Annotated in this window: 23 protein-coding genes; 6 read left to right on the top strand and 17 right to left on the bottom strand. The window is 59.6% G+C overall.

Features of this window, described 5'->3' with window-relative positions; all coding sequences use genetic code 11:
- Positions 1-16: 16 nt before the first annotated feature.
- Entirely contained in the window at positions 17-1,333 is a 1,317-nt protein-coding gene (locus tag ACLD1Y_RS24555; protein WP_429480369.1) for a serine hydroxymethyltransferase, read from the bottom strand.
- Positions 1,334-1,362: 29 nt separating this feature from the next.
- On the bottom strand, positions 1,363-2,127 hold the full coding sequence (locus ACLD1Y_RS24550; protein WP_429480368.1) for a HalD/BesD family halogenase: 765 nt from the start codon (positions 2,125-2,127) through the stop codon (positions 1,363-1,365).
- Between the two features lie 41 nt (positions 2,128-2,168).
- On the opposite strand from ACLD1Y_RS24550, the gene ACLD1Y_RS24545 reads away from it, so the two are divergent.
- Complete coding sequence (locus ACLD1Y_RS24545; RefSeq protein ID WP_429480367.1) at positions 2,169-2,747, top strand: Lrp/AsnC family transcriptional regulator; 579 nt, start codon at positions 2,169-2,171, stop codon at positions 2,745-2,747.
- 106 nt (positions 2,748-2,853) lie between these two features.
- Here ACLD1Y_RS24545 and ACLD1Y_RS24540 read toward each other — a convergent pair whose 3' ends face one another.
- Complete coding sequence (locus tag ACLD1Y_RS24540; RefSeq protein WP_429480366.1) at positions 2,854-5,934, bottom strand: efflux RND transporter permease subunit; 3,081 nt, start codon at positions 5,932-5,934, stop codon at positions 2,854-2,856.
- 6 nt (positions 5,935-5,940) lie between these two features.
- Entirely contained in the window at positions 5,941-7,041 is a 1,101-nt protein-coding gene (locus ACLD1Y_RS24535; RefSeq protein ID WP_429480365.1) for an efflux RND transporter periplasmic adaptor subunit, read from the bottom strand.
- Positions 7,042-7,134: 93 nt separating this feature from the next.
- On the opposite strand from ACLD1Y_RS24535, the gene ACLD1Y_RS24530 reads away from it, so the two are divergent.
- Complete coding sequence (locus tag ACLD1Y_RS24530) at positions 7,135-7,770, top strand: TetR/AcrR family transcriptional regulator (protein ID WP_429480364.1); 636 nt, start codon at positions 7,135-7,137, stop codon at positions 7,768-7,770.
- 132 nt (positions 7,771-7,902) lie between these two features.
- Here ACLD1Y_RS24530 and ACLD1Y_RS24525 read toward each other — a convergent pair whose 3' ends face one another.
- Complete coding sequence (locus ACLD1Y_RS24525) at positions 7,903-8,685, bottom strand: class I SAM-dependent methyltransferase (protein WP_429480363.1); 783 nt, start codon at positions 8,683-8,685, stop codon at positions 7,903-7,905.
- A 96-nt stretch (positions 8,686-8,781) separates the two neighbouring features.
- Here ACLD1Y_RS24525 and ACLD1Y_RS24520 point away from each other — a divergent pair, with 96 nt between their 5' ends.
- Positions 8,782-9,402, top strand: a complete 621-nt coding sequence (locus ACLD1Y_RS24520) for an energy transducer TonB (protein ID WP_429480362.1) — start codon at positions 8,782-8,784, stop codon at positions 9,400-9,402.
- Position 9,403: 1 nt separating this feature from the next.
- Here the strand turns inward: ACLD1Y_RS24520 and ACLD1Y_RS24515 are convergent, their stop codons facing one another.
- The 6 genes from ACLD1Y_RS24515 to ppc form a co-directional block, all read right to left on the bottom strand.
- Positions 9,404-10,231 (bottom strand): isocitrate lyase/PEP mutase family protein, encoded by an 828-nt coding sequence (locus ACLD1Y_RS24515; protein WP_429480361.1) that lies wholly within the window; start codon positions 10,229-10,231, stop codon positions 9,404-9,406.
- 28 nt (positions 10,232-10,259) lie between these two features.
- Positions 10,260-11,120: a DUF72 domain-containing protein gene (locus tag ACLD1Y_RS24510; protein ID WP_429480360.1), complete on the bottom strand. Its 861-nt coding sequence runs from the start codon at positions 11,118-11,120 to the stop codon at positions 10,260-10,262.
- A complete protein-coding gene (locus tag ACLD1Y_RS24505; protein WP_429480359.1) occupies positions 11,120-11,410 on the bottom strand; it encodes a hypothetical protein in 291 nt (96 codons plus the stop codon). The genes ACLD1Y_RS24510 and ACLD1Y_RS24505 overlap by 1 nt, the downstream gene beginning before the upstream one ends.
- A gap of 160 nt (positions 11,411-11,570) precedes the next feature.
- Entirely contained in the window at positions 11,571-12,257 is a 687-nt protein-coding gene (gene tsaB, locus ACLD1Y_RS24500) for a tRNA (adenosine(37)-N6)-threonylcarbamoyltransferase complex dimerization subunit type 1 TsaB (protein ID WP_429480358.1), read from the bottom strand.
- A 90-nt stretch (positions 12,258-12,347) separates the two neighbouring features.
- Positions 12,348-12,995: an adenylate kinase gene (gene adk / locus ACLD1Y_RS24495; protein ID WP_105520619.1), complete on the bottom strand. Its 648-nt coding sequence runs from the start codon at positions 12,993-12,995 to the stop codon at positions 12,348-12,350.
- Positions 12,996-13,274: 279 nt separating this feature from the next.
- Positions 13,275-15,902, bottom strand: coding sequence for a phosphoenolpyruvate carboxylase (gene ppc, locus ACLD1Y_RS24490; protein ID WP_429480357.1), 2,628 nt, complete (start codon positions 15,900-15,902; stop codon positions 13,275-13,277).
- A gap of 185 nt (positions 15,903-16,087) precedes the next feature.
- Here ppc and ACLD1Y_RS24485 point away from each other — a divergent pair, with 185 nt between their 5' ends.
- The 3 genes from ACLD1Y_RS24485 (at position 16,088) to ACLD1Y_RS24475 (ending at position 17,960) form a co-directional block, all read left to right on the top strand.
- Positions 16,088-16,432, top strand: a complete 345-nt coding sequence (locus tag ACLD1Y_RS24485; protein WP_429480356.1) for a pilin assembly protein — start codon at positions 16,088-16,090, stop codon at positions 16,430-16,432.
- Between the two features lie 275 nt (positions 16,433-16,707).
- Positions 16,708-17,118 carry a DUF4398 domain-containing protein gene (locus tag ACLD1Y_RS24480; RefSeq protein ID WP_176999372.1) on the top strand — a complete coding sequence of 137 codons (411 nt, stop codon included), beginning with the start codon at positions 16,708-16,710 and terminating at the stop codon, positions 17,116-17,118.
- Between the two features lie 56 nt (positions 17,119-17,174).
- Positions 17,175-17,960, top strand: a complete 786-nt coding sequence (locus tag ACLD1Y_RS24475) for an OmpA family protein (RefSeq protein WP_429480355.1) — start codon at positions 17,175-17,177, stop codon at positions 17,958-17,960.
- Between the two features lie 59 nt (positions 17,961-18,019).
- Here the strand turns inward: ACLD1Y_RS24475 and ACLD1Y_RS24470 are convergent, their stop codons facing one another.
- From ACLD1Y_RS24470 to ACLD1Y_RS24445, 6 genes are all read right to left on the bottom strand, one after another.
- Positions 18,020-18,349: a hypothetical protein gene (locus tag ACLD1Y_RS24470; protein WP_429480354.1), complete on the bottom strand. Its 330-nt coding sequence runs from the start codon at positions 18,347-18,349 to the stop codon at positions 18,020-18,022.
- Between the two features lie 185 nt (positions 18,350-18,534).
- Entirely contained in the window at positions 18,535-18,861 is a 327-nt protein-coding gene (locus ACLD1Y_RS24465) for a hypothetical protein (RefSeq protein ID WP_065872475.1), read from the bottom strand.
- The gene (locus ACLD1Y_RS24460) at positions 18,858-19,763 is read right to left on the bottom strand and encodes an alpha/beta hydrolase (RefSeq protein ID WP_429480353.1); all 906 of its coding nucleotides are present in this window, start codon (positions 19,761-19,763) and stop codon (positions 18,858-18,860) included. The genes ACLD1Y_RS24465 and ACLD1Y_RS24460 overlap by 4 nt, the downstream gene beginning before the upstream one ends.
- Positions 19,764-19,924: 161 nt before the next feature.
- On the bottom strand, positions 19,925-21,202 hold the full coding sequence (locus ACLD1Y_RS24455; RefSeq protein ID WP_429480352.1) for a flavohemoglobin expression-modulating QEGLA motif protein: 1,278 nt from the start codon (positions 21,200-21,202) through the stop codon (positions 19,925-19,927).
- A 21-nt stretch (positions 21,203-21,223) separates the two neighbouring features.
- Entirely contained in the window at positions 21,224-21,772 is a 549-nt protein-coding gene (locus ACLD1Y_RS24450; RefSeq protein WP_429480351.1) for a hypothetical protein, read from the bottom strand.
- Between the two features lie 147 nt (positions 21,773-21,919).
- On the bottom strand, positions 21,920-22,636 hold the full coding sequence (locus ACLD1Y_RS24445) for a TetR/AcrR family transcriptional regulator (protein WP_429480350.1): 717 nt from the start codon (positions 22,634-22,636) through the stop codon (positions 21,920-21,922).
- Positions 22,637-22,695 lie beyond the last annotated feature (59 nt).

The following is a 22,695-nucleotide window of genomic DNA, read 5'->3' as shown; positions in this document are numbered from 1 at the left end:
TGCTCAATCGAATGAGTTAGCGTGGGAGTCCGTTTTCATGGCAGTAAAAAACAGTTCTATAGCGCTTCATGAAGTCGATCACCCCATTGGCCACTGCCATCGGGTCCTCGTTGTGCATGAGCACCTTGGCGATTTGTTCAGCTATCCACGCCATCTCTCGCTCTTTCATCCCCAGACGAGTGACCTCGACTGTCCCCAGCCTTATACCCGTTTGTCGAGAGGGGTCTATATCCCAAGGCAATGGCATCTCGTTAGCAATGATGTTGGCAGCCTCAAGGCGCTCTACGGCATCGCGACCGCTGGTGAAGGGCTTTGAATCGAACACGACCTGATGCGTCTGCGTGTATCCCTCGTCGCGATAAAAGACGCTCACACCTGCGTTATCCAAATGCTTGCCCAGCGTCTGTGCGTTACTGACTACCTGTTTCATGTAGGTATGCCCGTACTCCAACATCTCGGTAGCCGCCACGGCGAGCGCCGCCACACGATTGATCTGATGACTGCCTGTCAAGGTGGGAAAAATCGCGTCAGAGATCGGTGCGACCAAGGTTGCATCGTTCCATGTGATTACTCCGCCCTGAGGCCCACTGAAGGTTTTACCCGAGGAGCCGGTCAGAACGTCCGCTCCTTCGGCCAAAGGGTCTTGGAACAGGCCGGCACTGATCAACCCCAATTGATGGGCCGCATCGAAATAAACTTTTCCACCCCAAGATGAAACAATGCTTTTGATATCGGCCACCGGCAGGGGGAAAAGTGTGAGTGTCATACCTAACCCGGTCACTACGGGCTTCAGCGCCTGGGCTACCTCGCTGAACCGAGTGAGGTCGATCTGTGCGGTTTTATGTTCGAAGGGAATATCCCAAACCCTGAGTCCACGAACGCCGGGGGGACCATTCGTTCTGTTGCTCGTATCACCGCCTCTGATCACGGGCACCGTCATGACATTGTCTTGCGGCTTAGCGAGTGCTGTGTAAGCCGCGAGTACTGCGGCCATACCGCCCATCAAACGATGATCGGCATACTGGGTACGTAACGTGAGTTTTAACAGCTCTACACACAACGACTCCAACTCATCAATGTTCTTCATCCCCGAAAAAAAACGGTTGGCACGACCAATATGACCGCCCGATGCGCGCGTGCCCACTTCACTGGAGAGCAGCGCACGCACAGACGGGCTGGTCGGCGACTCGGCTGCCACGAGATTGATGCATTGCTTACCGCGCCACTGCTCACTTCGAGCAACTGCCGACCTGACCAGATCAGCCATGGCGGCATGTGATTGAGCCTGCTTGAGCAGGTCCCGGGCGACCCGAAGGCATTGAGCATCATGCATGAGCGTCGCTCCGTGAATTGATGCCGCGTTTACAGAGGGTTTTTGGCAGCTTCAACGTGCTGATCTTCCCACCAGCGGTCATTTCCGTGCAGGCTACTGTGGAGATCTTTTTCAGCTGCCCACGTCATATTGAGGATCACTCGCGTGACATCCTCATTGAGCGGAACGGTGCGATGTAATGTGGTATCGGTGCGCAGGAAGTAAATATCGCCGGTCTTGAAACCGTAGGTCGCAATGGGATTGCTGCACAGCAGTTCGTGGATTCTGGGATTGGTTTTGTCCCACGACGTGTGAGGCACACATTGCAACATCCCACCTTTAGCCACCGAGGGCGTTTGGATAATCCAGATCAACGCGAAACTGTAATCACCCCAATGCCAACCGTGGGTATCACCTTTGCGTTCCTGCTTGGTGATCAAGTACTCCTCATCCTTGGATACGGACGGGACCACCGGTGTACCTGCGATCAATGACAACGTGTGGAGCAGTACTGTTGACTTCGACAGTGCGCAGATCAACGGACTGTTTTCAGCGATGAATTCGCTGCGCACCACACTCATGTAGCGTGGTGTGTTATCTGTGGTAGCCAAGCGCAGGTCCCGCCGTTCAAGCTGGCGCTCAATCAGACCATTGACTTCATCTGTCACCGCTTCCCGCAGGCCTTCATCCACGATATCGCGCAACTTTACGAAACCACTTCGAGCAAACTCATTGCGTAAAGAAAACACTCTTTCTTCAAGAAAGTGGTTGTGATGATGTTGTTGTAAGCGAGCCTCATCAAGTACGTCGTTCATTTCATACCCTCGACAAAGATACTCAATAGAAATGACTGCGCATGACAGTCAACAAAACAATAAAAAGGCATCGCCAAAAAATCCACTACTTTCGCAACAATCTATGGTATGTAAGCTTTCCACGCTATTTCATCAATGTTCGTAAGGTTCATCCAATGAAAAAGCTTACAAAAAAAGATAAGAAACTAGACACCCTTGACTGTGCGCTGATTACAGCGCTTCACCAAAACGCTCGATTGTCTATTCGAGCGCTCAGTCGACAAGTAGGGTTATCAGCCCCTGGCTGCAGCGAGCGCCTCAGAAACCTGGAAGATTCAGGCGTGATCAAAGGGTTTGATATTGAACTAGACGCTCAGGCGCTGGGCCATGCACTGCAGGCACTCGTGCGGATTAAACCGTTCTCGGGAAAGTTTCAGACTGTCGAGCAGTTACTTACAGAAATGGCTGAGTGCGTCGTGTGCTACAAAATCACCGGAGATGACAGCTTCGTCTGTCATCTCTATACCACCTCTGTGAGCCACTTGGATCTTACACTGCGTAAAATCAGTTCGCATGCGGACACCAACACCTCGATTATTAAAACAATCGACAAGAAGCTACCCAGACTCTTTATTGAGTAATGGAACAACTTCACGCACAAACAAGCTTAATTAGACCTCATACTTTTCCTACGTTCTTTCAACGTTCATCGAGCGCATGTAGCCACCTACGCTCTTGTCATTAACTTTAAACGCCAGATGACTGTGCTGTGTCCTTTCTCACTCGGAACCACGCAGCATACAGGGCCGGCAGGAACAATAGGGTCAAGGCCGTCGCCACAATCAACCCGCCCATGATCGCCACGGCCATCGGCCCGAAGAACACGCTGCGTGACAGCGGGATCATCGCCAGTACGGCCGCCAGTGCGGTCAGCACGATCGGGCGGAAGCGGCGCACGGTGGCTTCGATGATCGCTTGCCACGGCGCCAGGCCGGCCTTGATGTCCTGTTCGATCTGGTCCACCAGGATCACCGAGTTACGCATGATCATCCCCGACAACGCGATCGTGCCCAACATGGCCACAAAGCCGAAGGGTTGGCGGAATACGAGCAGGAACAATGTCACCCCGATCAAGCCCAACGGCGCCGTCAGAAACACCATCGCGGTGCGTGAGAAACTGCGCAGTTGCAGCATCAGCAAGGTCAGCACCACCACGATAAACAGCGGTACGCCGGCCTTCACCGAGTTCTGGCCACGGGCGGAGTCTTCCACCGTGCCGCCGACGTCCAGCAGGTAGCCGTCGGGCAATTCGGCGCGCACACCCGCAAGGGTCGGCAAGATCTGCTGAACCAGGGTCGCCGGTTGTTCCTTGCCATAGATATCCGCACGCACGGTGACGGTTGGCAGGCGATTGCGGTGCCAGATGATGCCCTCTTCGAAACCATATTCGAGGGTCGCGATCTGCGACAGCGCCACGCTTTTGCCGTTATCGGTGGGCACCGCCAGGCTTGGCAGCAGCGACAGTTCGGTACGCTCATGCACGGTGCCGCGCAGGAGTATCTCGATCAACTCGTTGTCTTCGCGGAATTGGCTGACGCTGGAACCGGTCAACGAGCTTTGCAGGAATTTCGACAGGTTGGCAGTACTCACGCCGAGGGCACGGGCACGGTCCTGGTCGATATTCAAGTAAACGATCTTGCTGGGTTCTTCCCAATCCAGGTGCACGTTGACCACATGGGTGTTTTCGCGAACCTTGGCCGCCACTTTGCGCGCCAAGGCGCGGACTTCTTCGATGTGCTCGCCGGTCACGCGAAACTGCACCGGGTAACCCACGGGTGGGCCGTTTTCCAGGCGTGTGACGCGCGAGCGCAGGTCGGGGAATTGTTCGTTGAGGGTTTCGATCAGCCAGGTGCGCAGGCTTTCGCGCTCTTCGATGGTTTTGGCCAACACCACGAACTGGGCGAAGCTGGCGGCGGGCAACTGCTGATCCAACGGTAGGTAGAAGCGCGGCGAACCGGTGCCCACGTAGGCCACGTAGTTGTCGATGCCGGCGTGTTCCTTGAGCAAGCCTTCCAGGCGTTTGACCTGCTCGGCCGTGTTGCTCAGGGAGGTGCCTTCGGCCAATTTCAGGTCAACCATCAGCTCCAGGCGGCCCGAGGCCGGGAAGAACTGCTGCGGCACAAAGCGGAACAGTGCCACCGAGCCGATAAACAGCAGTAGGGTCAGCACGATCACGGTTTTGCGCCGATCCACGCACCATTCCACCAAACGTCTTACGCGCTGATAGAAGGGAGTGCCGTAGGGATCCGGGCCATCGGCGCCGTGTTTGGCTGCATGAATTTTCGCCAGGTCCGGCAGGAGTTTTTCCCCCAGGTACGGCACAAACACCACCGCAGCGACCCACGAGGCCAGTAGCGCGATGGTGACCACCTGGAAGATCGAACGGGTGTATTCGCCGGTGCTCGATTGCGCGGTGGCAATCGGCAGGAAACCCGCAGCGGTGATCAACGTACCGGTAAGCATCGGGAATGCGGTGCTGGTCCAGGCGAAGCTGGCGGCCTTGAGCCGGTCGTAGCCCTGCTCCATTTTGATCGCCATCATTTCCACGGCGATGATCGCGTCATCCACCAGCAGCCCCAAGGCCAGGACCAGTGCGCCGAGGGAGATCTTGTGCAGGCCGATGCCGAGGTAATACATGGTGGCAAAGGTCATCGCCAGCACCAGCGGAATCGCCAGGGCTACCACCATGCCGGTGCGCACGCCGAGGGAGAAGAAACTCACCAGCAGCACGATGGCCAACGCCTCCGCCAGTACCTGCACGAATTCGCCGACGCTGGTTTTCACTGCTGCTGGCTGGTCCGAGACCTTGCGCAGCTCCATGCCGGCCGGAAGGTTCTTTTGCAAACGTGCGAATTCGCCTTCAAGGGCCTTGCCCAGCACCAGGATGTCACCACCGTCACGCATGGCCACGGCCAGGCCGATGGCGTCCGCGCCCATATAGCGCATACGGGGTGCGGGCGGGTCGTTGAAGCCACGGTGGATATCAGCCACGTCGCCGATACGGAAGGTGCGGTCACCCACGCGGATCGGGAAATTGCGGATCTCTTCCACCGTCTTGAAGTTACCCGAGACCCGCAGTTGCACACGCTCGGTGGGGGTTTCGAAGAAGCCCGCCGTGGACACCGCGTTCTGTTCCTGCAACGCCTGTTGCACCGCCGCCAGGGGCAAGCCGAGGGTGGCCAGCTTGAGGTTGGACAGTTCGATCCAGATTTTCTCGTCCTGTAGGCCAAGCAGCTCGACCTTGCCCACATCCGGCACGCGTTGCAGTTGAATCTGAATGCGGTCGGCGTAGTCCTTGAGCACCGCGTAGTCGAAACCGTCGCCGGTCAGCGCATAGATATTGCCGAAGGTTGTACCGAATTCATCGTTGAAAAACGGCCCCTGGATATCCGGCGGCAAGGTCTGGCGGATGTCGCTGATTTTCTTGCGTACCTGGTACCACAGCTCGGGAATCTGCGCCGAGTGCATGGAGTCGCGGGCCATAAAGGTGACTTGGGATTCGCCGGGGCGCGAGAAGGAAACGATGCGCTCGTACTCACCGGTCTCCATCAGCTTCTTTTCGATGCGCTCGGTGACCTGACGCGAGACTTCCTGGGCCGTGGCGCCGGGCCAGTTGGTCTTGATTACCATGGCCTTGAAGGTAAACGGCGGGTCTTCGCTTTGTCCCAGCTTGGTGTAGGACAAGGTGCCGACCACGGCCAGCAGGATCATCAGGAACAGTACGATCTGGCGATTACGCAGCGCCCATTCGGAAAGATTGAAACCCATGGGGGACTACTCCTTGGCCGCCAGATTGACCACTCGGTTGGAGCGATCCACCGGGCGCACTTGCTGGCCCTCATGGAGCACATGCACGCCGGCGGCGATGACCCAGTCCGTGGGAGCCAAGCCTTCCAGCACCGGCACGGTTTTTTCACCGAAGGCGCCGATACGCACCGGTGTGCGCTTGAGGGTGTTGTCCGCCTGAACCCGCCAAACGTAGGACGCACCGTTCTCCGCACTGAGGGCAGACAACGGCACCGACAGTGGAATCACGCCGTCTGCCTGTATGAATACTCGAGCACTCTGGCCCAACTCGGCGGGGACTTTACCGCCCGTAAACGCGACGCGGGCGGCGAAGGTGCGCGACTTCGGATCGGCCGCCGGTGACAGCTCACGAATGCGCCCGGCAAAGCGTTGCTCCGGTTGGCTCCACAGCTCTACCGCCACCGGCTGGCCGATCTTGAAGCGGCCAAAACCCTGCTCCGGCAGGCTGATCAGCACTTCGCGCTCGCCATCGGTGGCCAGGGTGAAGACGGTTTGGCCGGCAGACACCACTTGGCCGACTTCCACTGCACGCTTGGCCACCACGCCATCTTGGGGCGCGCGCAGCACGGCGTAGCCGGCCTGATTGCTGGCCACGTCGAACTCGGCCTTGATCTGCTTGAGGCGCGCTTCACCGGATCGGTAGAGGTTTTCGGAATTGTCGTACTGGGAACGGCTGACCATCTGACGGTCCATCAAGGTCTTGTAGCGGTCACGCTCGGCGCGCACCAGGCTCAGGTTGGCCTCGGCGGCCGCCACTTGGGCGCGGGTGGCTTCCAATTGCAGGCGCACATCCTGGGGGTCCAGTTCGGCCAGGGGTTGATTGGCCTTGACCCGCTCACCCTCCTCCACCAGGCGTTTGCTGACTTTGCCGCCAATACGAAAGGCCAGGTCCGGCTCATAACGGGCACGCACTTCGCCGGGAAAGCTGTCTGCCGACAGGGCCGAAGGCTGCGGCTGCACCACCATGGCCGGGCGGACAGTGGTCTGGGCCGCGTCTTCATGGCCGCACGCGGACAGGAGGAAAACCAGGCTGACAGGCAACGCAAAGGGCAGGAAAGTGCTGCGCATGCTGAAGGACCTTTCGCTAATGGAGCTAGGAATAATTATACTGGCCGGTATGTTATTAATACCAAACTCACCAGTCCAGTAATAAACATCACAATGTCCGACAATCCTGTAAACACCAATAGCCCTGGGCGTCCCAAGGACATGGCAAAACGCCAGGCAATCCTCGAAGCAGCGAAAATCCTGTTTTTGAGTAATGGCTATGCCAGCACCAGCATGGACGCGGTGGCACTGGAAGCGGGCGTGTCGAAGCTGACCGTCTACAGCCACTTCACCGACAAAGAAACCTTGTTTACCGCCGCCGTGGTGGCCACATGCGAGGAGCAATTGCCGGTGATGTATTTCGAGTTGCCGGCCGGCATGCCCGTGGAGGCGGTATTGCTGAATATCGCGCGGGGGTTCCATCGGCTGATCAACAGCGAGGAGTCGGTGAACCTGCATCGCCTGATGATGACCACCGGCAATCAGGACGTGAAACTGTCACAGATTTTCTTCGAAGCCGGCCCGATGCGTATGTTGCAAGGCATGGAGCGCTTGCTGTGCAAGATTCACCAGAATGGCGCCTTGAGCATCGACAAACCGTTTACGGCGGCTGAGCACTTCTTTTGCCTGCTCAAGGGCACGGCGAATTTTTGCTTGCTGTATGGCTGCGGCGGGCAACTGAGTGATGAAGCCGCCGAGGCGCATGTGCAGGATGTGGTGGGGTTGTTTATGCGGGCGTACCGGGCCTGAGGCCTTGTGGTGCCTGGGCGGGCGCTTTCGCGAGCAAGCCCGCTCCCACATTCAACTGCATTCCAAAGCTGGAACTGGGTCAAATGTGGGAGCGGGCTTGCTCGCGAAGAGGCCCTCAAGATCACTGAAGACTCAGCCCTTGAGCGCCTTCTTCGGATAGATGTCATACCGGCTGGACTTCCCATCCAACGCATGGCTCGGCTTGGGCCCGTCAATACACGGCGCCTTGCGCGGCCGCTTGACCACCACCCGATGGCTGGCCAACGCCAGCGCCGCCGCCAACAACGCCGGCGCATCCGGGTCATCGCCCACCAGTGGGCGGAACAGGCGCATTTCCTTCTTCACCAGGGCGGTTTTCTCACGGTGCGGGAACATGGGGTCCAGGTAGATCACCTGGGGCGGCTCCCCTTCCCAGTTGCGCATCACCTCGATGGAGTTGCCCTTGAGCAGCTTCATGCGCGCCACGATGGGGGCCACTTCGAAGTCATCCGCGCCACGGGCCAGGCCATCTTCGAGCAAAGCGCCGATCAGCGGTTGGCGTTCGATCAGGCTCATCTCGCAGCCCAGGCTGGCCAGCACGAACGCGTCTTTACCCAGCCCCGCCGTAGCGTCCAGCACCCGTGGGCGTACGCCTTGGGCAACGCCCACGGCCTTGGCGATCATCTGCCCGCTGCCGCCGCCGTATAAACGCCGATGCGCGGCGCCACCTTCGACAAAATCCACGCGCACCGGCCCCGGTGCGTCAGGCCCAAGCTGTTGCAGCTGTAGGCCGTGCTCCCCGACTTGCAGGGAAAACTCCGCCTCCGTCACCTGTAGCGGCAAGCCAAGCGCCTCGGCCCATTGCTCGGCACGCGCCTTAAAACCTTCGCCCAAGGCCTCGACCTGGATGCGGCTGGCCGCTGGTTGTTCGCTCATCAATCGCTACGCTCAAAAAAATTAAGGATCGGCCAACATCGGCCGATAAAAAAAACAGTCAGGTATTTTGCCAGAGCTGAGCGTCGACCGAGAAAAATGTCAGACATTCTTCCCCTAACCATCGGTGTACTGCCGACCCACAACCACTACGGCCTGCGCAATACCCAAGCGCTGGCCGGGGTGAGTCATGTGTGGCAGGACTTCTTCGCCCGTGCATTGGCCGATCAGCTCGGCGATACGCCAAGCGCGCTCGCCGCCCAGGCGCAGGCACCGGTGGACCCAGCGGTAGAACCCAGCGCCGGGGCCGACCTGTTGTCGCAAATCCTCACCCAGCGCGAGTGCGACGTAAAAGACACCGAAATCGCCCCGCCCGAGCCGCTGTTCCTGCCAATTGCCGAGTTCGAGACCGAGTTGCTGCCGCCGGCCGCAGAGCCGTTCCCGGACGACGAAATCGTCGCCCAGCAGCGCCAGCAGAATTTCGAAAGCGGTTGGGTCCGCCCCATCGTGCTGACCGCTGGCCAGCCACTGCCAGAGCCGGGCCCGGCACCGCAACCGCGCCCACTGCACCTGCCAATCGCCGAGTTCGAACTGGACTTGCTGCCGCCTGCCGCCGAGCCGTTCCCAGCCGAAGAACTGGTGGCACAACAAAAAGCCCTGGACTTCGATTACTACTGGGCACGCCCGCTGGTTACCCAAAACCTGCGCCTGGCCGCCTGATTCAGCCTTTGAAAAACCCATTCGCCTGGCTGAACGGCATCTTGCGCTCAGTAAAGGTGAACGTGCCCAACTCATACACCTCCTGCGCCGCCCGGTAGAACTCGCCATACGCCGCCAGCGCCATGGCCGAGCCGACGCTGATACGCCGCACCCCCATCTCGCTCAATTGCGCCACGCTGAGGTTCAAGCCGCCGGACATCAACACGTTCACAGGTTTAGGGGCCACCGCCTTGACTACCGCCAGCACTTCTTCGGCACTGCGCAAGGCCGGTGCATACAGCACGTCGGCCCCCGCCTCGGCGTAGGCTTGCAGGCGGCGGAGGGTGTCGGGCAAATCCAGGCGGCCATGCAGGAGGTTTTCCGCACGCGCCGTCAGGGTGAAGGGGAATGGCAGGCTGCGAGCGGCGGCGACGGCGGCCTCTACACGCTCGACGGACAAGTCGAAGGCGTAGATCGGGTCAGCGGCGATACCGGTTGCGTCCTCAATCGAGCCGCCGACAATGCCAACCGCCGCAGCGCGCAGGATGGTTTGGGCGCAGCCTTCGGGGATGTCGCTGAAGCCGTTTTCCAGGTCCGCCGCCACCGGCAACGGGGTGGCTTGAGCGATCATCGAAGCATTGAGCAAGGTATCTTCCAGGGACAACGCCCCTTCGGCATCCGGCCGCCCGAGGCTGAACGCATAACCTGCGCTGGTGGTGGCCAAGGCTTCAAAACCCAGGCTGGCCAGCATGATCGCAGAGCCTGCATCCCACGGGTTGGGCATCACGAAAGCGCGATCACGCTCATGCAAGGCCTTGAAGGTTTCGGCGCGAAGGGTTTGGGCATCCATATCGGGGTCCTGGCGAGATAAAGAAGCCTTAGAGTAACCCCAGCTGCTCCACTGCGGGCTGCCGATTCAGGGTCGGCAACGATGGCAAGCCGGGCAGGCGCGCCATCAGTTTGTCGTGAAAGCGCAGGGCCAGTTGGGCAGCCAGGCGGTTGTCCGAGGTGTGCAGGAATACATAGGGTGTACGACCTTCTTCGATCCAGCCGGCGACTTTTTCCACCCACGGAATCAGGAACGGGTCGTTGGCTTCCAACTCGGGATGGCCGATAAAGCGCACCTGGGGAAACAGCGTCAGCGCAGCCGGGCGTGGCGGCACTTTGGGTTTCTTCGATTGGGCATGCAGCACCGCGGCCGAGGTGGACGTGCAACTGAACAGCGGGCGCGAATCCAGGCAGATCCGCTCAACGCCCCGGTCACGCAGCAAACGGTTGAGCATGCGCTCGGCGTCGCCTTTGGCGAAGAACTCCGGGTGGCGCACTTCCACCGCCAGCGGTCGCTCCAGGCCATCGATAAACCCCGCCAGCTCACCAAGGCGCTGGGGCGAAAAGCTCGCCGACAGTTGCAACCACAACGGCGAAACGCGCTCACCCAACGGGCTCATCAAGCCAACGAAACTCTCGGCTGCGGGCAATTGCTCGCGCAAGTCGCCCGCGTGGCTGATGTCTCCGGGAAACTTGGCGGTGAAGCGAAAATCCTCGGGCATGATCTCGGCCCAGCGCTGCACCGTGGCGGCCGAAGGGCGGGCATAGAAGGTGGTATTGCCTTCAACGGCATTGAAGACCTGGGAATAGAGGGCGAGGTAGTCGCTGGAACGCGCATCGGCGGGGTACAGGTACTCGCGCCAGGCGTTTTCACTCCAGGACGGGCAGCCGATGAAGTAAGGCAAGCGCATCAGATGTGGATGTCGAGGCCCAGCACTTCCATATCCCATTCGACAAAGCCAGCGGTGGTCAGGTAGCTGGCCAGAGCGGTGGCAACGCTTTTGCTCATGGAGCGCGGGAAGATCATGTCTTGCTGACGGGCGGGAAGACCGCTGATGCGTGCTTGGGAACTGGCCTGTGCTTCGGATTGAACTTCGATGAAGTCCGGCGAATCCTCGACGGAGTCGTCCACCGTGGCGCTTGCCTTGCGTGGCTTGCGCTTGATTGGGTAGGACTGTGAGGAAAAGCCATCAATACGCATGGGCGCGAACTCGCTATCAGTAATGGCATTTTAGTGGCGCAATCCGTAGCGCGCAAATGCTCTGGTGATAACTAGAACACATAATTTGAAAAAGGTTTAAAAGCGGGGGCAAATTCTGACGATTGGTGAATTTAACCCCAAATTTCCAGCATTTTTGGCGTCAAATAATCCCGCGCTCAGCCTTGGTCTGGGCAACTTTATCGCGCAAGTAAACCGGTGCCGCCTGGTCTGCCGGAATCGCCTCACCGCGCTCAAAAGCAAACCGCGCAAGGGTCAACAAGTCTTCGGCATGAGGCAACATCGCGGCATCCTGGCCAGCCAACGGAACGGCGATACGCTCGCCATACCCCCAACCAGTGCCCGCACCAAACCAGTCACCGATGGCATCCTGCGGCAATACCGAGGCTTCTGGCGGCTGCACGGCTTCGACGCCCACCAGGCGCATTTCGCCCGCGGTTTCGCGGTAGCAGCCCCAATAGACCTCATCCATGCGCGCATCAATCGCCGCCGCGACCTGATGGGCGCCGTGCTCACGCAAAGCACGCTGGGCCAGCACGGCCAGGTTGGACACCGGCAATACCGGGCGCTCCAACGCAAACGCCAGGCCCTGCACCACGCCGATGGCGATGCGCACACCGGTAAATGCACCCGGCCCACGGCCAAAAGCGATGGCATCCACCGCTGCCAGGGTGGTGCCTGCGTCTTCCAGCAGTTGCTTGATCATCGGCAACAGCTTCTGCGCGTGCAGGCGCGGGATCACCTCGTAGTGGCTCGTGACCTTGCCATCATGCAGCAGGGCAACGGAGCAAGCTTCAGTCGCGGTGTCCAGGGCCAGCAGGGTGCTCATCGGTGTAGGTGTCCAAGTCGAAAAAAAGTGCGCCAGTATAAACAACAACGGCCCGCAAGCGGGCCGTTATACGTGAAGCCGGTCGTGGGATCAGCTAAGTGCTTGCAGCACCTTGGCGGTGATCGCTTCAACCGAGCCAACACCTGGGATGTGGCTGTACTTTGGCTTGCCTTGTGCAGCCGACAGGTCCTGGTAGAACGCCACCAGTGGCTTGGTCTGGGAGTGGTAGACCGACAGGCGATGACGCACGGTTTCTTCGGTGTCGTCTTTGCGCTGTACCAGCTCTTCGCCGGTGACATCGTCCTTGCCTTCCACTTTTGGTGGGTTGTAGACGGTGTGGTACACGCGGCCCGAGGCTTCGTGAACACGACGACCAGCAATACGCTGCACGATCTCTTCGTCTTCAACCGCGATTTCGACCACGGCATCCAGCTCGACGCCGGCCTTCACCAAGGCTTCAGCCTGGGGAATGGTGCGTGGGAAGCCGTCGAACAGAAAACCGTTCTTGCAGTCTTCCTGGCTGATGCGCTCTTTGACCAGGTTGATGATCAAGTCATCGGACACCAGGCCACCGCTGTCCATCACGCTTTTGGCGATCAGGCCCAGTTCGGTGCCGGCCTTGACCGCTGCACGCAGCATGTCGCCGGTGGAAATTTGTGGAATGCCGAATTTTTCAGTGATGAACTTTGCCTGAGTACCTTTACCGGCCCCGGGAGCTCCCAGCAGAATGACGCGCATTGATGTGCTCCTCAATTTTTTATAGAGATAACGCTCGGATTCGCCGCGTGGGGCAAATCTCGTAAAAATAGGATTCGGGCCGTGTAAACGGCCAAAGGCTGATCAAGATACACAGCAGGCCTTAACCACACAAGCCGCCAAAAGTCGCAGGAACCGCGCTGTATATGCTTCATAGGTAGGGTATGCCGGAGTGCAACCCGCCCCTTCAAACGCCAACCGCCCCTCTCGGGGCGGCCGTCGCGGTTTAATCGCAAGCCTTTGAGAACACGCAAAAAAACCTCAACCGGTGTTGCGCAAACCTGCCGCAATACCCGCTACAGACACCAGCAGCGCCTGTTCCAGAGGGCTGTCCTGCGCGGCTTCGCGTTGACGGGAACGCGCCAGCAACTCGGCCTGCAACAAGTGCAGGGGATCGAGGTAAGTGTTACGCAGGCGAATGAACTCCAGGGTGTCCGGGCTATGGGCCAGCAGTTGCGACTGGCCGGTCAGCCCCAGCACAACCTTGCACGCCTGCGACAATAGGTCGCGCAAATGCGCACCCAATGGCAGCAGGTCTGCCTGCACCAGACGCTCGTCATACAGTTGCGCGATGTCGGCATCAGCCTTGGCCAGCACCATTTCCAGCATGTCGATGCGCGTGCGGAAGAACGGCCACTGCTCACGCATTTGCCCCAACAACTCACCTTCACCGCGTTCCAGGGCCTTACTTAGCGCGTCTTCCCAGCCCAACCAGGCCGGCAACATCAGGCGGGCCTGGGTCCAACCGAAGATCCACGGAATGGCGCGCAGGCTTTCAATCCCACCCGCACGGCGCTTGGCCGGGCGACTGCCCAAGGGCAAACGGCCCAATTCCTGCTCCGGGGTGGACTGGCGGAAGTACTCGACGAACTGCGGATTTTCCCGCACTACGGCGCGGTAGGCGCTGACACCATCGGCGGCCAATTCATCCATCAAATGGCGCCAGGCCGGCTCAGGGGGTGGCGGCGGTAGCAATGTCGCTTCCAGCACCGCCGCCAGATAGAGGTTGAGGTTCTGCTCGGCGATATCCGGCAGGCCGAACTTGAAACGGATCATCTCGCCCTGCTCGGTGGTGCGGAACCGCCCCGCCACCGAACCCGGCGGCTGCGACAGGATCGCCGCGTGGGCCGGGCCGCCGCCACGGCCAACGGTGCCACCACGGCCGTGGAACAGCAGCAGTTCCACCTGTTGTTCACGGCAGATATCCACCAAACGTTCCTGCGCACGGTATTGCGCCCAGGCGGCGGCGGTGGTGCCGGCGTCCTTGGCCGAGTCCGAATAGCCGATCATCACTTCCTGCGGGCCTTGCAGCCGCGCGCGGTAGCCCGGCAACAGCAACAGTTGTTCAATCACCGGGCCGGCGTTGTCCAGGTCGGCCAGGGTTTCGAACAGCGGCACCACGCGCATCGGCCGCAACACGCCTGACTCTTTAAGCAGCAGCTGCACCGCCAGCACGTCCGACGCGGCGCCGGCCATGGAGATGACATACGAGCCCAAGGATGCGGCCGGTGCGGCGGCAATTTCCTTACAGGTGTTCAGGACTTCAGCGGTGTCCGCCGAAGGTTTGAAATACCCCGGTAGCAGCGGTCGACGATTGGCCAGCTCCTTCATCAGGAAGCTGATGCGCGCGTCCTCGTCCCAGTCCTCATAGCGACCCAGGCCGAGGTAGTCAGTGATCTCGGTCATGGCCGCCGAATGCCGGCTGGAATCCTGGCGCACATCCAGGCGTACCAGGAACAGGCCAAAGGTCACGGCGCGACGCAAGCAGTCGAGCAATGGGCCATCGGCGATCACCCCCATGCCACATTCATGCAACGACTGGTAGCACAGCTCCAGCGGGTCGAGCAGGTCGCGGTTGTTTTGCAGAACCTCGGCCGGTGCCGGGGTGCTGCTGCTTAACGCGGTATGGGCCCATTGGCGCGTGGCGCGCAGGCGTTCGCGCAGTTGCTTGAGCAGTGCGCGGTAAGGCTCGACGCTGTCACCGACCTTGGCCTGCAACGCCGGGCTGGCCTGTTGCATCGACAACTCGGAGGCCAAATGGTCGATGTCCCGCAGGTACAAGTCGGCGGCCATCCAACGCGCCAGCAGCAGCACTTCGCGGGTGACCGGCGCGGTGACATTCGGGTTGCCATCACGGTCGCCGCCCATCCACGACGCAAAGCGAATCGGCGCCGCCTCCAGCGGCAGGCGCAGGCCGGTGGCGGCATGCAAGGCGCGGTCGGCTTTGCGCAGGTAATTGGGAATGGCGTGCCACAGTGAGTGTTCGATCACTGCAAAGCCCCACTTGGCTTCGTCCACCGGGGTGGGCCGGACACGGCGGATCTCTTCGGTGTGCCAGGCTTCGGCGATCAGGCGTTGCAGGCGTTCACGGATCTGTTCGCGCTCGGCGCTCGTCAGGTCGCGGTGATCCTGCAGCGCCAGTTGGGCGGCGATGGCATCGTATTTCTGGATCAGGGTGCGGCGCGCCACTTCGGTGGGGTGGGCGGTGAGGACCAGCTCGATCTCCAGGCGCCCCAACTGGCGGGCCAGGGACTCATTGCTGTGACCTTCGCTTTGCAGGCGAGCCAAGAGTTCGGGCAATACGCGGGATTCGAACGGTGCCGGTTGCGACTCATCGCGCCGATGAATCAATTGGTACTGCTCGGCGATATTGGCCAGGTTGAGGAACTGGTTGAAGGCCCGGGCCACCGGCAGCAGCTCGTGTTCCTGCAACTGGTTCAAGCTGGCGCTCAGCTCATCGCCAGCGCCATGACGGTCGGCCTTGGCGCCTTTGCGGATCTGCTCGATCTTGTCGAGGAAATCATCGCCGTACTGCTCTCGAATGGTGTTGCCCAACAGTTCACCCAGCAGGTGAACGTCCTCACGCAAGCGTGCATCGATATCACTCATCAGCCAATCTCCAGCCAGAAATCCGGGACGCGCAGGTCTGCCAGAGTGCCGCCAGCATCGTTTTATGACAAGACTTTAAACCTTGTGGCGTGCAGCTAGTCTCAACGGTAAGTCGCCCGCGTTTATCCGTGCGAGCGGCTGGTCACTCATCACCGCCTGCTATCGCGGGCTTTACTGAGGTTGCCATGAAAATTCGAGAACTGGCCCAGCATTGGGAAGAGAACGCCAAGGGTCGCCTGACCAAGACCGAATATGCCATCCATTTAGATATGGAGTCCGCCGCAAGGCTAGCGGCCATCGCCGAGATGTACCCCAAACGCAGCACCGAAGAACTGCTCGGCGAGCTCATCGGCGCCGCGCTGGAAGAGCTGGAAGCGAGCTTCCCGTACATCAAGGGCCAGCAGGTAATCGCCACTGATGAAGAGGGCGACCCGCTGTATGAAGACGTCGGCCCTACCCCTCGCTTCCTGACGCTATCGCGTCGCTACCTGCATGATTTATCGGCCAGCGCCGACAAACCCAAACACTGAAACCCCTTGTATTCCGGGCCTATCCCTAGGCCCGGCGTACCCCTGCGCAACGCAGAAGTTCCAACTTTTTACGCTGACCATTCAGTCAGATATTTTTTTAGGCAAATCGCCATCTTCTCTGAACTATTCAAAAAAGCCTTCGGTCACAGCCAGTAAGCCATCACTTGGAACGGCCGTTTGAACAGGCGTCATGTGCCTTATCCGCCGGCCCCTCAACCGACCTCCCAAGATGGATGTTGAAGTTTTTCAGGAGTTATCCAATGGAGTTGAAGACCATGAAGACCAGCACTGCCAAATCCTCGTTTAACCACCTGCGCGGGCTCAAATTGGCCGCGCTGGCAATCGGCACCAGCTTCGTTCTGGCGGGCTGCGCCGGTAACCCGCCGACCGAGCAGTACGCCGTGACCCAGTCCGCCGTGAACAGCGCCGTCAGCGCTGGCGGCACCGAGTACGCCGCTGTGGAAATGAAGTCGGCCCAAGACAAGCTCAAGCAAGCCGAAATCGCCATGCACGACAAGAACTACGACGAAGCCCGTCGCCTGGCCGAGCAAGCTGAATGGGATGCCCGCGTGGCTGAACGCAAGTCCCAGGCTGCCAAGGCTGAACAGGCTGTGAAGGACTCCCAGAAAGCTGTTCAGGAGCTGCGTCAGGAAGGCATGCGCCCGGCTGTTATCCAACAGCAATAAGCCGCCGCCACCCGATTGCATTGCACCCGATATCGAATTGAAAGGACGACACGACTATGCGTAAACAATTGATGATCCCTGCCCTGCTGGCGATGAGCGTTGCCCTGGCGGCCTGCTCCACCCCGCCAAACGCGAACCTGGAAAACGCACGGACCAACTACTCGGCCCTGCAAGCCAACCCGCAAGCCACCAAGGTAGCGGCGCTGGAGACCAAAGACGCTCAGGAGTGGCTGGACAAGGCTGACAAAGCCTACCGCGACAAGGAAGACCAGAAGAAAGTCGACCAACTGGCCTACCTGACCAACCAGCGCGTTGAAGTGGCCAAAGACACCATCGTGCTGCGCGAATCCGAAGCCAAGCTGAAAAACGCCGGTGACGAACGCGCTCGCGCCCTGCTCGAAGCTCGCGATGCGCAGATCAAGCAGTTGCAGGACAGCCTGAACGCCAAGCAGACCGAACGCGGCACCCTGGTGACCTTTGGTGATGTGCTGTTTGCCACCAACAAGTCCGACCTCAAATCCAGCGGCCTGGTGAATATCACCAAACTGGCGCAGTTCCTGCGCGATAACCCGGACCGTAAAGTGATTGTGGAAGGCTACACCGACAGCACTGGTTCCGATGCTTACAACCAGAGTCTGTCGGAACGTCGTGCGGCTTCCGTGCAGCGCGCATTGGCGCAGCAAGGCGTGGATATTTCGCGCATCGTGACCCAGGGTTACGGCAAGGAATACCCGGTTGCCGATAACGGCAGCGTCTCGGGCCGTGCCATGAACCGCCGTGTTGAAGTGACCATTTCCAACGATAACCAGCCGGTCAAGCCGCGCTCTTCCGTCGCTAATTGATCGTGTGACGCAAAAAGAACCCCGCCTCAATCTGGCGGGGTTCTTGTTAAAGCGCTAAGTCAGAACCCAATTGACGTTTTAGTTTGTTCCACTATCGCCTGAACCGGGCCTCCTGCGCCCTGCCCACCGGCGGAATCACCTCCACCACCAGCGCCCTGGGCGTCCATCAGTTCTTTCAGCTCTTTCATCATCTTCAACATCTTCTCCAAAAGATCGTCTTCGCCACCACCTTGAGCGCCCTGCGACCCCTGTTGGCCCTTGGCGGCAATTTTACCCTCGAGGTCTTTGATCCCGTCCTTAAGCTCTTGGATCTTCTGCTGATTACCAGCCGACCCAGTGGGTTGACCAACACTGCCCTGAGAAAACTGCGGGTTAACGATCATGTTCATAAAAATCAACTCCAAAGTGGATAACACCGTAGCCCGATCAAGTCTGCTGATCGGGCCAAAATCTGTGGTGATCGATCCAATATGGTTCCATAGCGGTATTGCTCTGACGCCGCTTGATGCAGAAGTCGGCATGAGTTCAATGATTCAACGCAGGGCAACACTCAGCATTCGTACCGGCACGTGCTTTATTGCTGCAACTGCGGCGTCTCTTGCCCCATGCAGCGCACGGCCTGTTTCTTATTGTTTACCAGCACGCCGCTGAGGCCTTTCTGCTCGGTATCGAACATGACCAACACACCGTCGACACACTGCGCCACTTGCGCGGCTGGGGTCAGGGAGATCTTGTAATCTTCACCCGGCACCGTCTTGAGCAGGGTGAAGTCACTGAGCAGCAGTGCATCTTCCGGCTTGGCGAAGTGCAGGTAACCGTAGAACCACAGGCAACCGACGGTGCCGATGATGGTGCCGATACCGGTGAGGATCAGCGGGATCATGTTGCGTTCTTCGCTCATTGCGGGCTCTCTGATGAATCAACTTTGGGAATGGAATAATTCGGAATCTCGCCCAGGCGGCGTAGGCCGTTGAAGTGCTGAGGGTCGTCCAGGTAACGCAGCATCACGGTTTGCCAGGTCTTGTCGGCAAAGGTCTGCACGTGGCCGCCACGGGTCAGTTGCAACACCCTCGGCGGCGGTGCGACCTGGTACAGGCGAATAACGTTGGCCACCGGCACAATCGGGTCATCCAGGCTGTGGAACAGCAGCTTCGGCACACCAGTCAGTTGGGGCATGGCGCGGATCGCACTGTCGGTGTCCGGCACCAGCCAGGACAAAGGCACCTGGAATGGCCATGTTAACCAAGAGGTGCTCAGGGCGAATTGTCCTACGTCACGATAACTGGCGGGCACACCGTCCAGTATCAGCGCCTTGAGCTGGCTTTGGCGCTGCGGGTGTTCTGCCAGGTAGTGCACCGCCAGCGCACCGCCCAGGCTTTGGCCGAGGACGATCAAGGGTTGGTGCTGGGTTTCGGGCGCCTGGTCGATCCAACTGAACGCCGCGTCGATGTCCTGATATACAGCCGGCAACGATGGCTTGCCTTCGGACAGGCCATAACCGCGATAGTCCAATAGCAGCACTTGATAGCCCTGCTCCGGCAACCACCAACTACCGCCCAGGTGCCAGGCCAGGTTGCCGCCATTGCCATGCAAATGCAGCACCGTGCCTTTGAGCGGCACGCCGGGCTTGGCGGGTAGCCACCAGGCGTGGAGTTTGATGCCGTCTGCGGTGGTAAGGGTGACGTCGCGATATTCAAGGCGGGCCTTTTGCGGCGTGAACGGCAGGCCGGGCTCGGGGTAGAACAGCAGGGAGCTGCAGCCGTTTAACGTAAGTAGTAGGCACAGAATGCCGAGGATTCTCATCCGTTAAAGCCTCGCTAAAAGATTGGACTCGCCTCTCAAGATCAATGAGATCAACTGTGGGAGCTGGCTTGCCTGCGATAGCGGTGTATCAGTCGCAGCTGCTTTAACTGAAAGACCGCTATCGCAGGCAAGCCAGCTCCCACATTTCTCATCCGGTTTCGTCAGAGGATATTGGAGTAATCCGCCTCGATCCGGTCCAGGCTCAAGTGGTTGAGGAAGTTGGAGAAGCACATCCATGCCGCCAGCGCGTTCATGTCGCGAAATTGCTCCGGCAGGTACTTGGGCGGCACCACCAGGCCTTCGTCCACCAGTTGGCGCAAGGTACGCATGTCTTCCAGGGTAGTCTTGCCGCAGAACAGCAGCGGCACTTGTTCCAGCTTGCCTTTGCGCACGGCCAGCTGGATGTAGTTGTAGACCATGATAAAGCCCTTGAGGTAGGACAGATCCTTGGTAAACGGCAGACCCGTCGGCACCGAGCCACGGAAAACGCGGCTGGCGTTGCCGTAGCTTTCGGCCATTTCAAAGCCTTGCTCGCGGAAGAACTCAAACACCTGCAGGAAGTCGGCGCCCTCCTCCACCATGTGGATGGCGCGGGTACGGTTGGTGAGTTTGCGCAGGCGGCTGGGGTAGGAGGCGAAGGTGATGATCTCCATCAGAATCGCCAAGCCTTCCTGGGTCACGGTGGACGACGGCGGGCCTTTGGACAGGAAGGTGCAGATCGGCTGGTTCTGGCCGTTAAGGGTGGTGCCGACATGCACCAGGCCTTCATGCACTTCCAGGGCGCGTACGTCGCGGTTGTTGAACATCGCGTCGGCGCGGATCTTGATGTAGTCGGCGCCCGCCGCCGCATCGGCGACGATACCGTCGGACTCGAACACGCGAATGGTTTCCTCGGCCTCGCCAAACACCTTGTTCAAGCGGGTTTGCAGCAGGGCCACGGCGTCCTTGGCGGTGAGGGTCTTGGCCTCATCCTTCAAGTCGCCACGGCCGTCGATGTTGTTCAGGTAGTCGGAGAGCATCAGGCCCAGGTCGGCCAAGGTCGGGTCGCCAGCGTGGAACGCATCGGAGGCGGCGCCGTACAGCTCCTGGGAGATCAGGCCAAAGTCCTCGGTGCCACGCGCTTCAAGCATGCGCACCACCATGCGGTATTCCTTGCACATGCGGCGCATGATCTGCCCCACCGGGCTGAACTGCCCGAGGCGGCGGGTGATGTCGCGCTCAATGTTCTGGAACTCCAGCTTTACCGCACTGGAGTCGAACGACAGCGGCCGGTTGAGGTAATAGTCGCGGCTCACCGCCGGCATTTCCTTACCCTTGGCCTTGAGGAAGCCTTGGCGAATGTTCTCGTCCCACTTCACGGCGTCGAGGACGCGAATCGGTGTTTGCGCCAGCACAATGCGATCAGACAAGGTGCGTATCGTCTGCTGGTAATCGTCCACCCGGTGCTTCCTCTTTAAACGTTATTTACCCGCGCGCTGGTAGCGCACGGCTTCAACGAACACATCGGCATTGGCCGGGTCATCCAGGTAGGCAAATACCTGGTCCATGGGGCTGTCCACCCTTATGCCGTCGCCTTCGACGGTTTCCACGGGGCTGCCGTGCAAGCGCTTCTGGTCGATGGCCTGGTGGATCGCGTCCAGATCCAGGTTGTAGACCACCAATTCGTGTTTTTCGTTGAATTCGAAGCCGCCAAGGATGAACTGTCCGCCGAGTTTGGCCGGCAATGGCGCCGAAAAATACCAACGACTGCCATGGCGCGACACCATAAACAGGTACTCATCACGCTGGCCGGGCTTGGCTGTAGGGTAGCTCACGGCTTTATAACGCTGGTCACCGGCGCTGGTGATCTGCAGGTTAAGTGGCTCACCCCAGGCGTTTTTGCTCGACCATTGGCCCAACAAGCCTTTCGGCGCGGCTTCATGGGCTGGCAGCGGGTCCTTGAAGGTCACCAGGCAACCGCTGAGTAGCAGGAACGACAAGGCGATTGCCAGAACACGCCAGGTTTTCATCAAGTACTCCACGGGTGGTATAGGTTGAACCGCTTAATGTGGGAGCGGGCTTGCTCGCGAAAGCGGTGGTTCAGCCAAGCATGTATCGACTGACACTGCGCATTCGCGAGCAAGCCCGCTCCCACACAAAGCAAATCCCGTCTTCGTCTAGACCGAGGCCAACACCAGATGCATGTAGCGCTTGAGAATCTCAAGCATCTCTTCACCAGTCAGAGACTCGGCGCTGGTCAACAGGCCCTGATATTCCATCCGACCGATTATCGCCGTCAACACTTTGGCATCCTGCTGCGGCTCCCGAGAGCCTAGCACCTGGAAAAACTGCTCCGTGCCCTGCAACAGAATCTGTTGGTGGGAGCGCACCAGTTCCGCCAAGCGCGGGTTCAGCAGGGCTTCCTGGCGGAAGGCCAGCTCTGCCATTAGGTAATCACGACGGTTGGTCAGTTGGCGCAACACGTAGTCGGCGGTGAGCCGGGCTATATCGTCGGCCAATTGGGAGCGTGACTGCGGGCTGCCATCGCCATAGGCGACCATCTCGCGCAGCAGGCCTTCGTTACGCACCCACAGCTTGCCCATGAAGGCAGCGCTGCGTTCGACGTATTGAGCGAAGGTATCGGTGAGCAAGTCATCGATGTCCTTGAAATAGTAGGTAGTGGCCGACAGCGGCACCCCCGCCTCCGCCGCCACCGCCCGATGACGCACGGCGCGTACCCCATCGCGCACCACGATGCGCATGGCCGCATCGAGAATGTCCTGCCTGCGCTGCTCGCTGCCCCGACGACTGGCCTTGCGGCCCTGGTACTGGACGCTTTCAGCCACGGCCGCGGCAATGCCGGCGGCGCCTTCCTGAGCGATTACGCGGTTCACGACACACATCCTTGAATAGATCAAAACCTGGCGCTGGTTGCTTGACGCTTAATAACGCC

Source organism: Pseudomonas sp. 18175 (assembly GCF_050432925.1).
Lineage (GTDB): Bacteria > Pseudomonadota > Gammaproteobacteria > Pseudomonadales > Pseudomonadaceae > Aquipseudomonas.
Note: the sequence above shows the minus strand (reverse complement) of the source record. Positions and strands in the feature narration are given on the sequence as shown.

Bases quoted from the DNA above. Each gene is read 5' to 3' on its own strand.
- ACLD1Y_RS24555 (WP_429480369.1), bottom strand. From the start codon at position 1,333: ATGCATGATGCTCAATGCCTTCGGGTCGCCCGGGACCTGCTCAAGCAG.
- ACLD1Y_RS24550 (WP_429480368.1), bottom strand. From the start codon at position 2,127: ATGAACGACGTACTTGATGAGGCTCGCTTACAACAACATCATCACAAC.
- ACLD1Y_RS24545 (WP_429480367.1), top strand. From the start codon at position 2,169: ATGACAGTCAACAAAACAATAAAAAGGCATCGCCAAAAAATCCACTAC.
- ACLD1Y_RS24540 (WP_429480366.1), bottom strand. From the start codon at position 5,934: ATGGGTTTCAATCTTTCCGAATGGGCGCTGCGTAATCGCCAGATCGTA.
- ACLD1Y_RS24535 (WP_429480365.1), bottom strand. From the start codon at position 7,041: ATGCGCAGCACTTTCCTGCCCTTTGCGTTGCCTGTCAGCCTGGTTTTC.
- ACLD1Y_RS24530 (WP_429480364.1), top strand. From the start codon at position 7,135: ATGTCCGACAATCCTGTAAACACCAATAGCCCTGGGCGTCCCAAGGAC.
- ACLD1Y_RS24525 (WP_429480363.1), bottom strand. From the start codon at position 8,685: ATGAGCGAACAACCAGCGGCCAGCCGCATCCAGGTCGAGGCCTTGGGC.
- ACLD1Y_RS24520 (WP_429480362.1), top strand. From the start codon at position 8,782: ATGTCAGACATTCTTCCCCTAACCATCGGTGTACTGCCGACCCACAAC.
- ACLD1Y_RS24515 (WP_429480361.1), bottom strand. From the start codon at position 10,231: ATGGATGCCCAAACCCTTCGCGCCGAAACCTTCAAGGCCTTGCATGAG.
- ACLD1Y_RS24510 (WP_429480360.1), bottom strand. From the start codon at position 11,120: ATGCGCTTGCCTTACTTCATCGGCTGCCCGTCCTGGAGTGAAAACGCC.
- ACLD1Y_RS24505 (WP_429480359.1), bottom strand. From the start codon at position 11,410: ATGCGTATTGATGGCTTTTCCTCACAGTCCTACCCAATCAAGCGCAAG.
- tsaB (WP_429480358.1), bottom strand. From the start codon at position 12,257: ATGAGCACCCTGCTGGCCCTGGACACCGCGACTGAAGCTTGCTCCGTT.
- adk (WP_105520619.1), bottom strand. From the start codon at position 12,995: ATGCGCGTCATTCTGCTGGGAGCTCCCGGGGCCGGTAAAGGTACTCAG.
- ppc (WP_429480357.1), bottom strand. From the start codon at position 15,902: ATGAGTGATATCGATGCACGCTTGCGTGAGGACGTTCACCTGCTGGGT.
- ACLD1Y_RS24485 (WP_429480356.1), top strand. From the start codon at position 16,088: ATGAAAATTCGAGAACTGGCCCAGCATTGGGAAGAGAACGCCAAGGGT.
- ACLD1Y_RS24480 (WP_176999372.1), top strand. From the start codon at position 16,708: ATGAAGACCAGCACTGCCAAATCCTCGTTTAACCACCTGCGCGGGCTC.
- ACLD1Y_RS24475 (WP_429480355.1), top strand. From the start codon at position 17,175: ATGCGTAAACAATTGATGATCCCTGCCCTGCTGGCGATGAGCGTTGCC.
- ACLD1Y_RS24470 (WP_429480354.1), bottom strand. From the start codon at position 18,349: ATGAACATGATCGTTAACCCGCAGTTTTCTCAGGGCAGTGTTGGTCAA.
- ACLD1Y_RS24465 (WP_065872475.1), bottom strand. From the start codon at position 18,861: ATGAGCGAAGAACGCAACATGATCCCGCTGATCCTCACCGGTATCGGC.
- ACLD1Y_RS24460 (WP_429480353.1), bottom strand. From the start codon at position 19,763: ATGAGAATCCTCGGCATTCTGTGCCTACTACTTACGTTAAACGGCTGC.
- ACLD1Y_RS24450 (WP_429480351.1), bottom strand. From the start codon at position 21,772: ATGAAAACCTGGCGTGTTCTGGCAATCGCCTTGTCGTTCCTGCTACTC.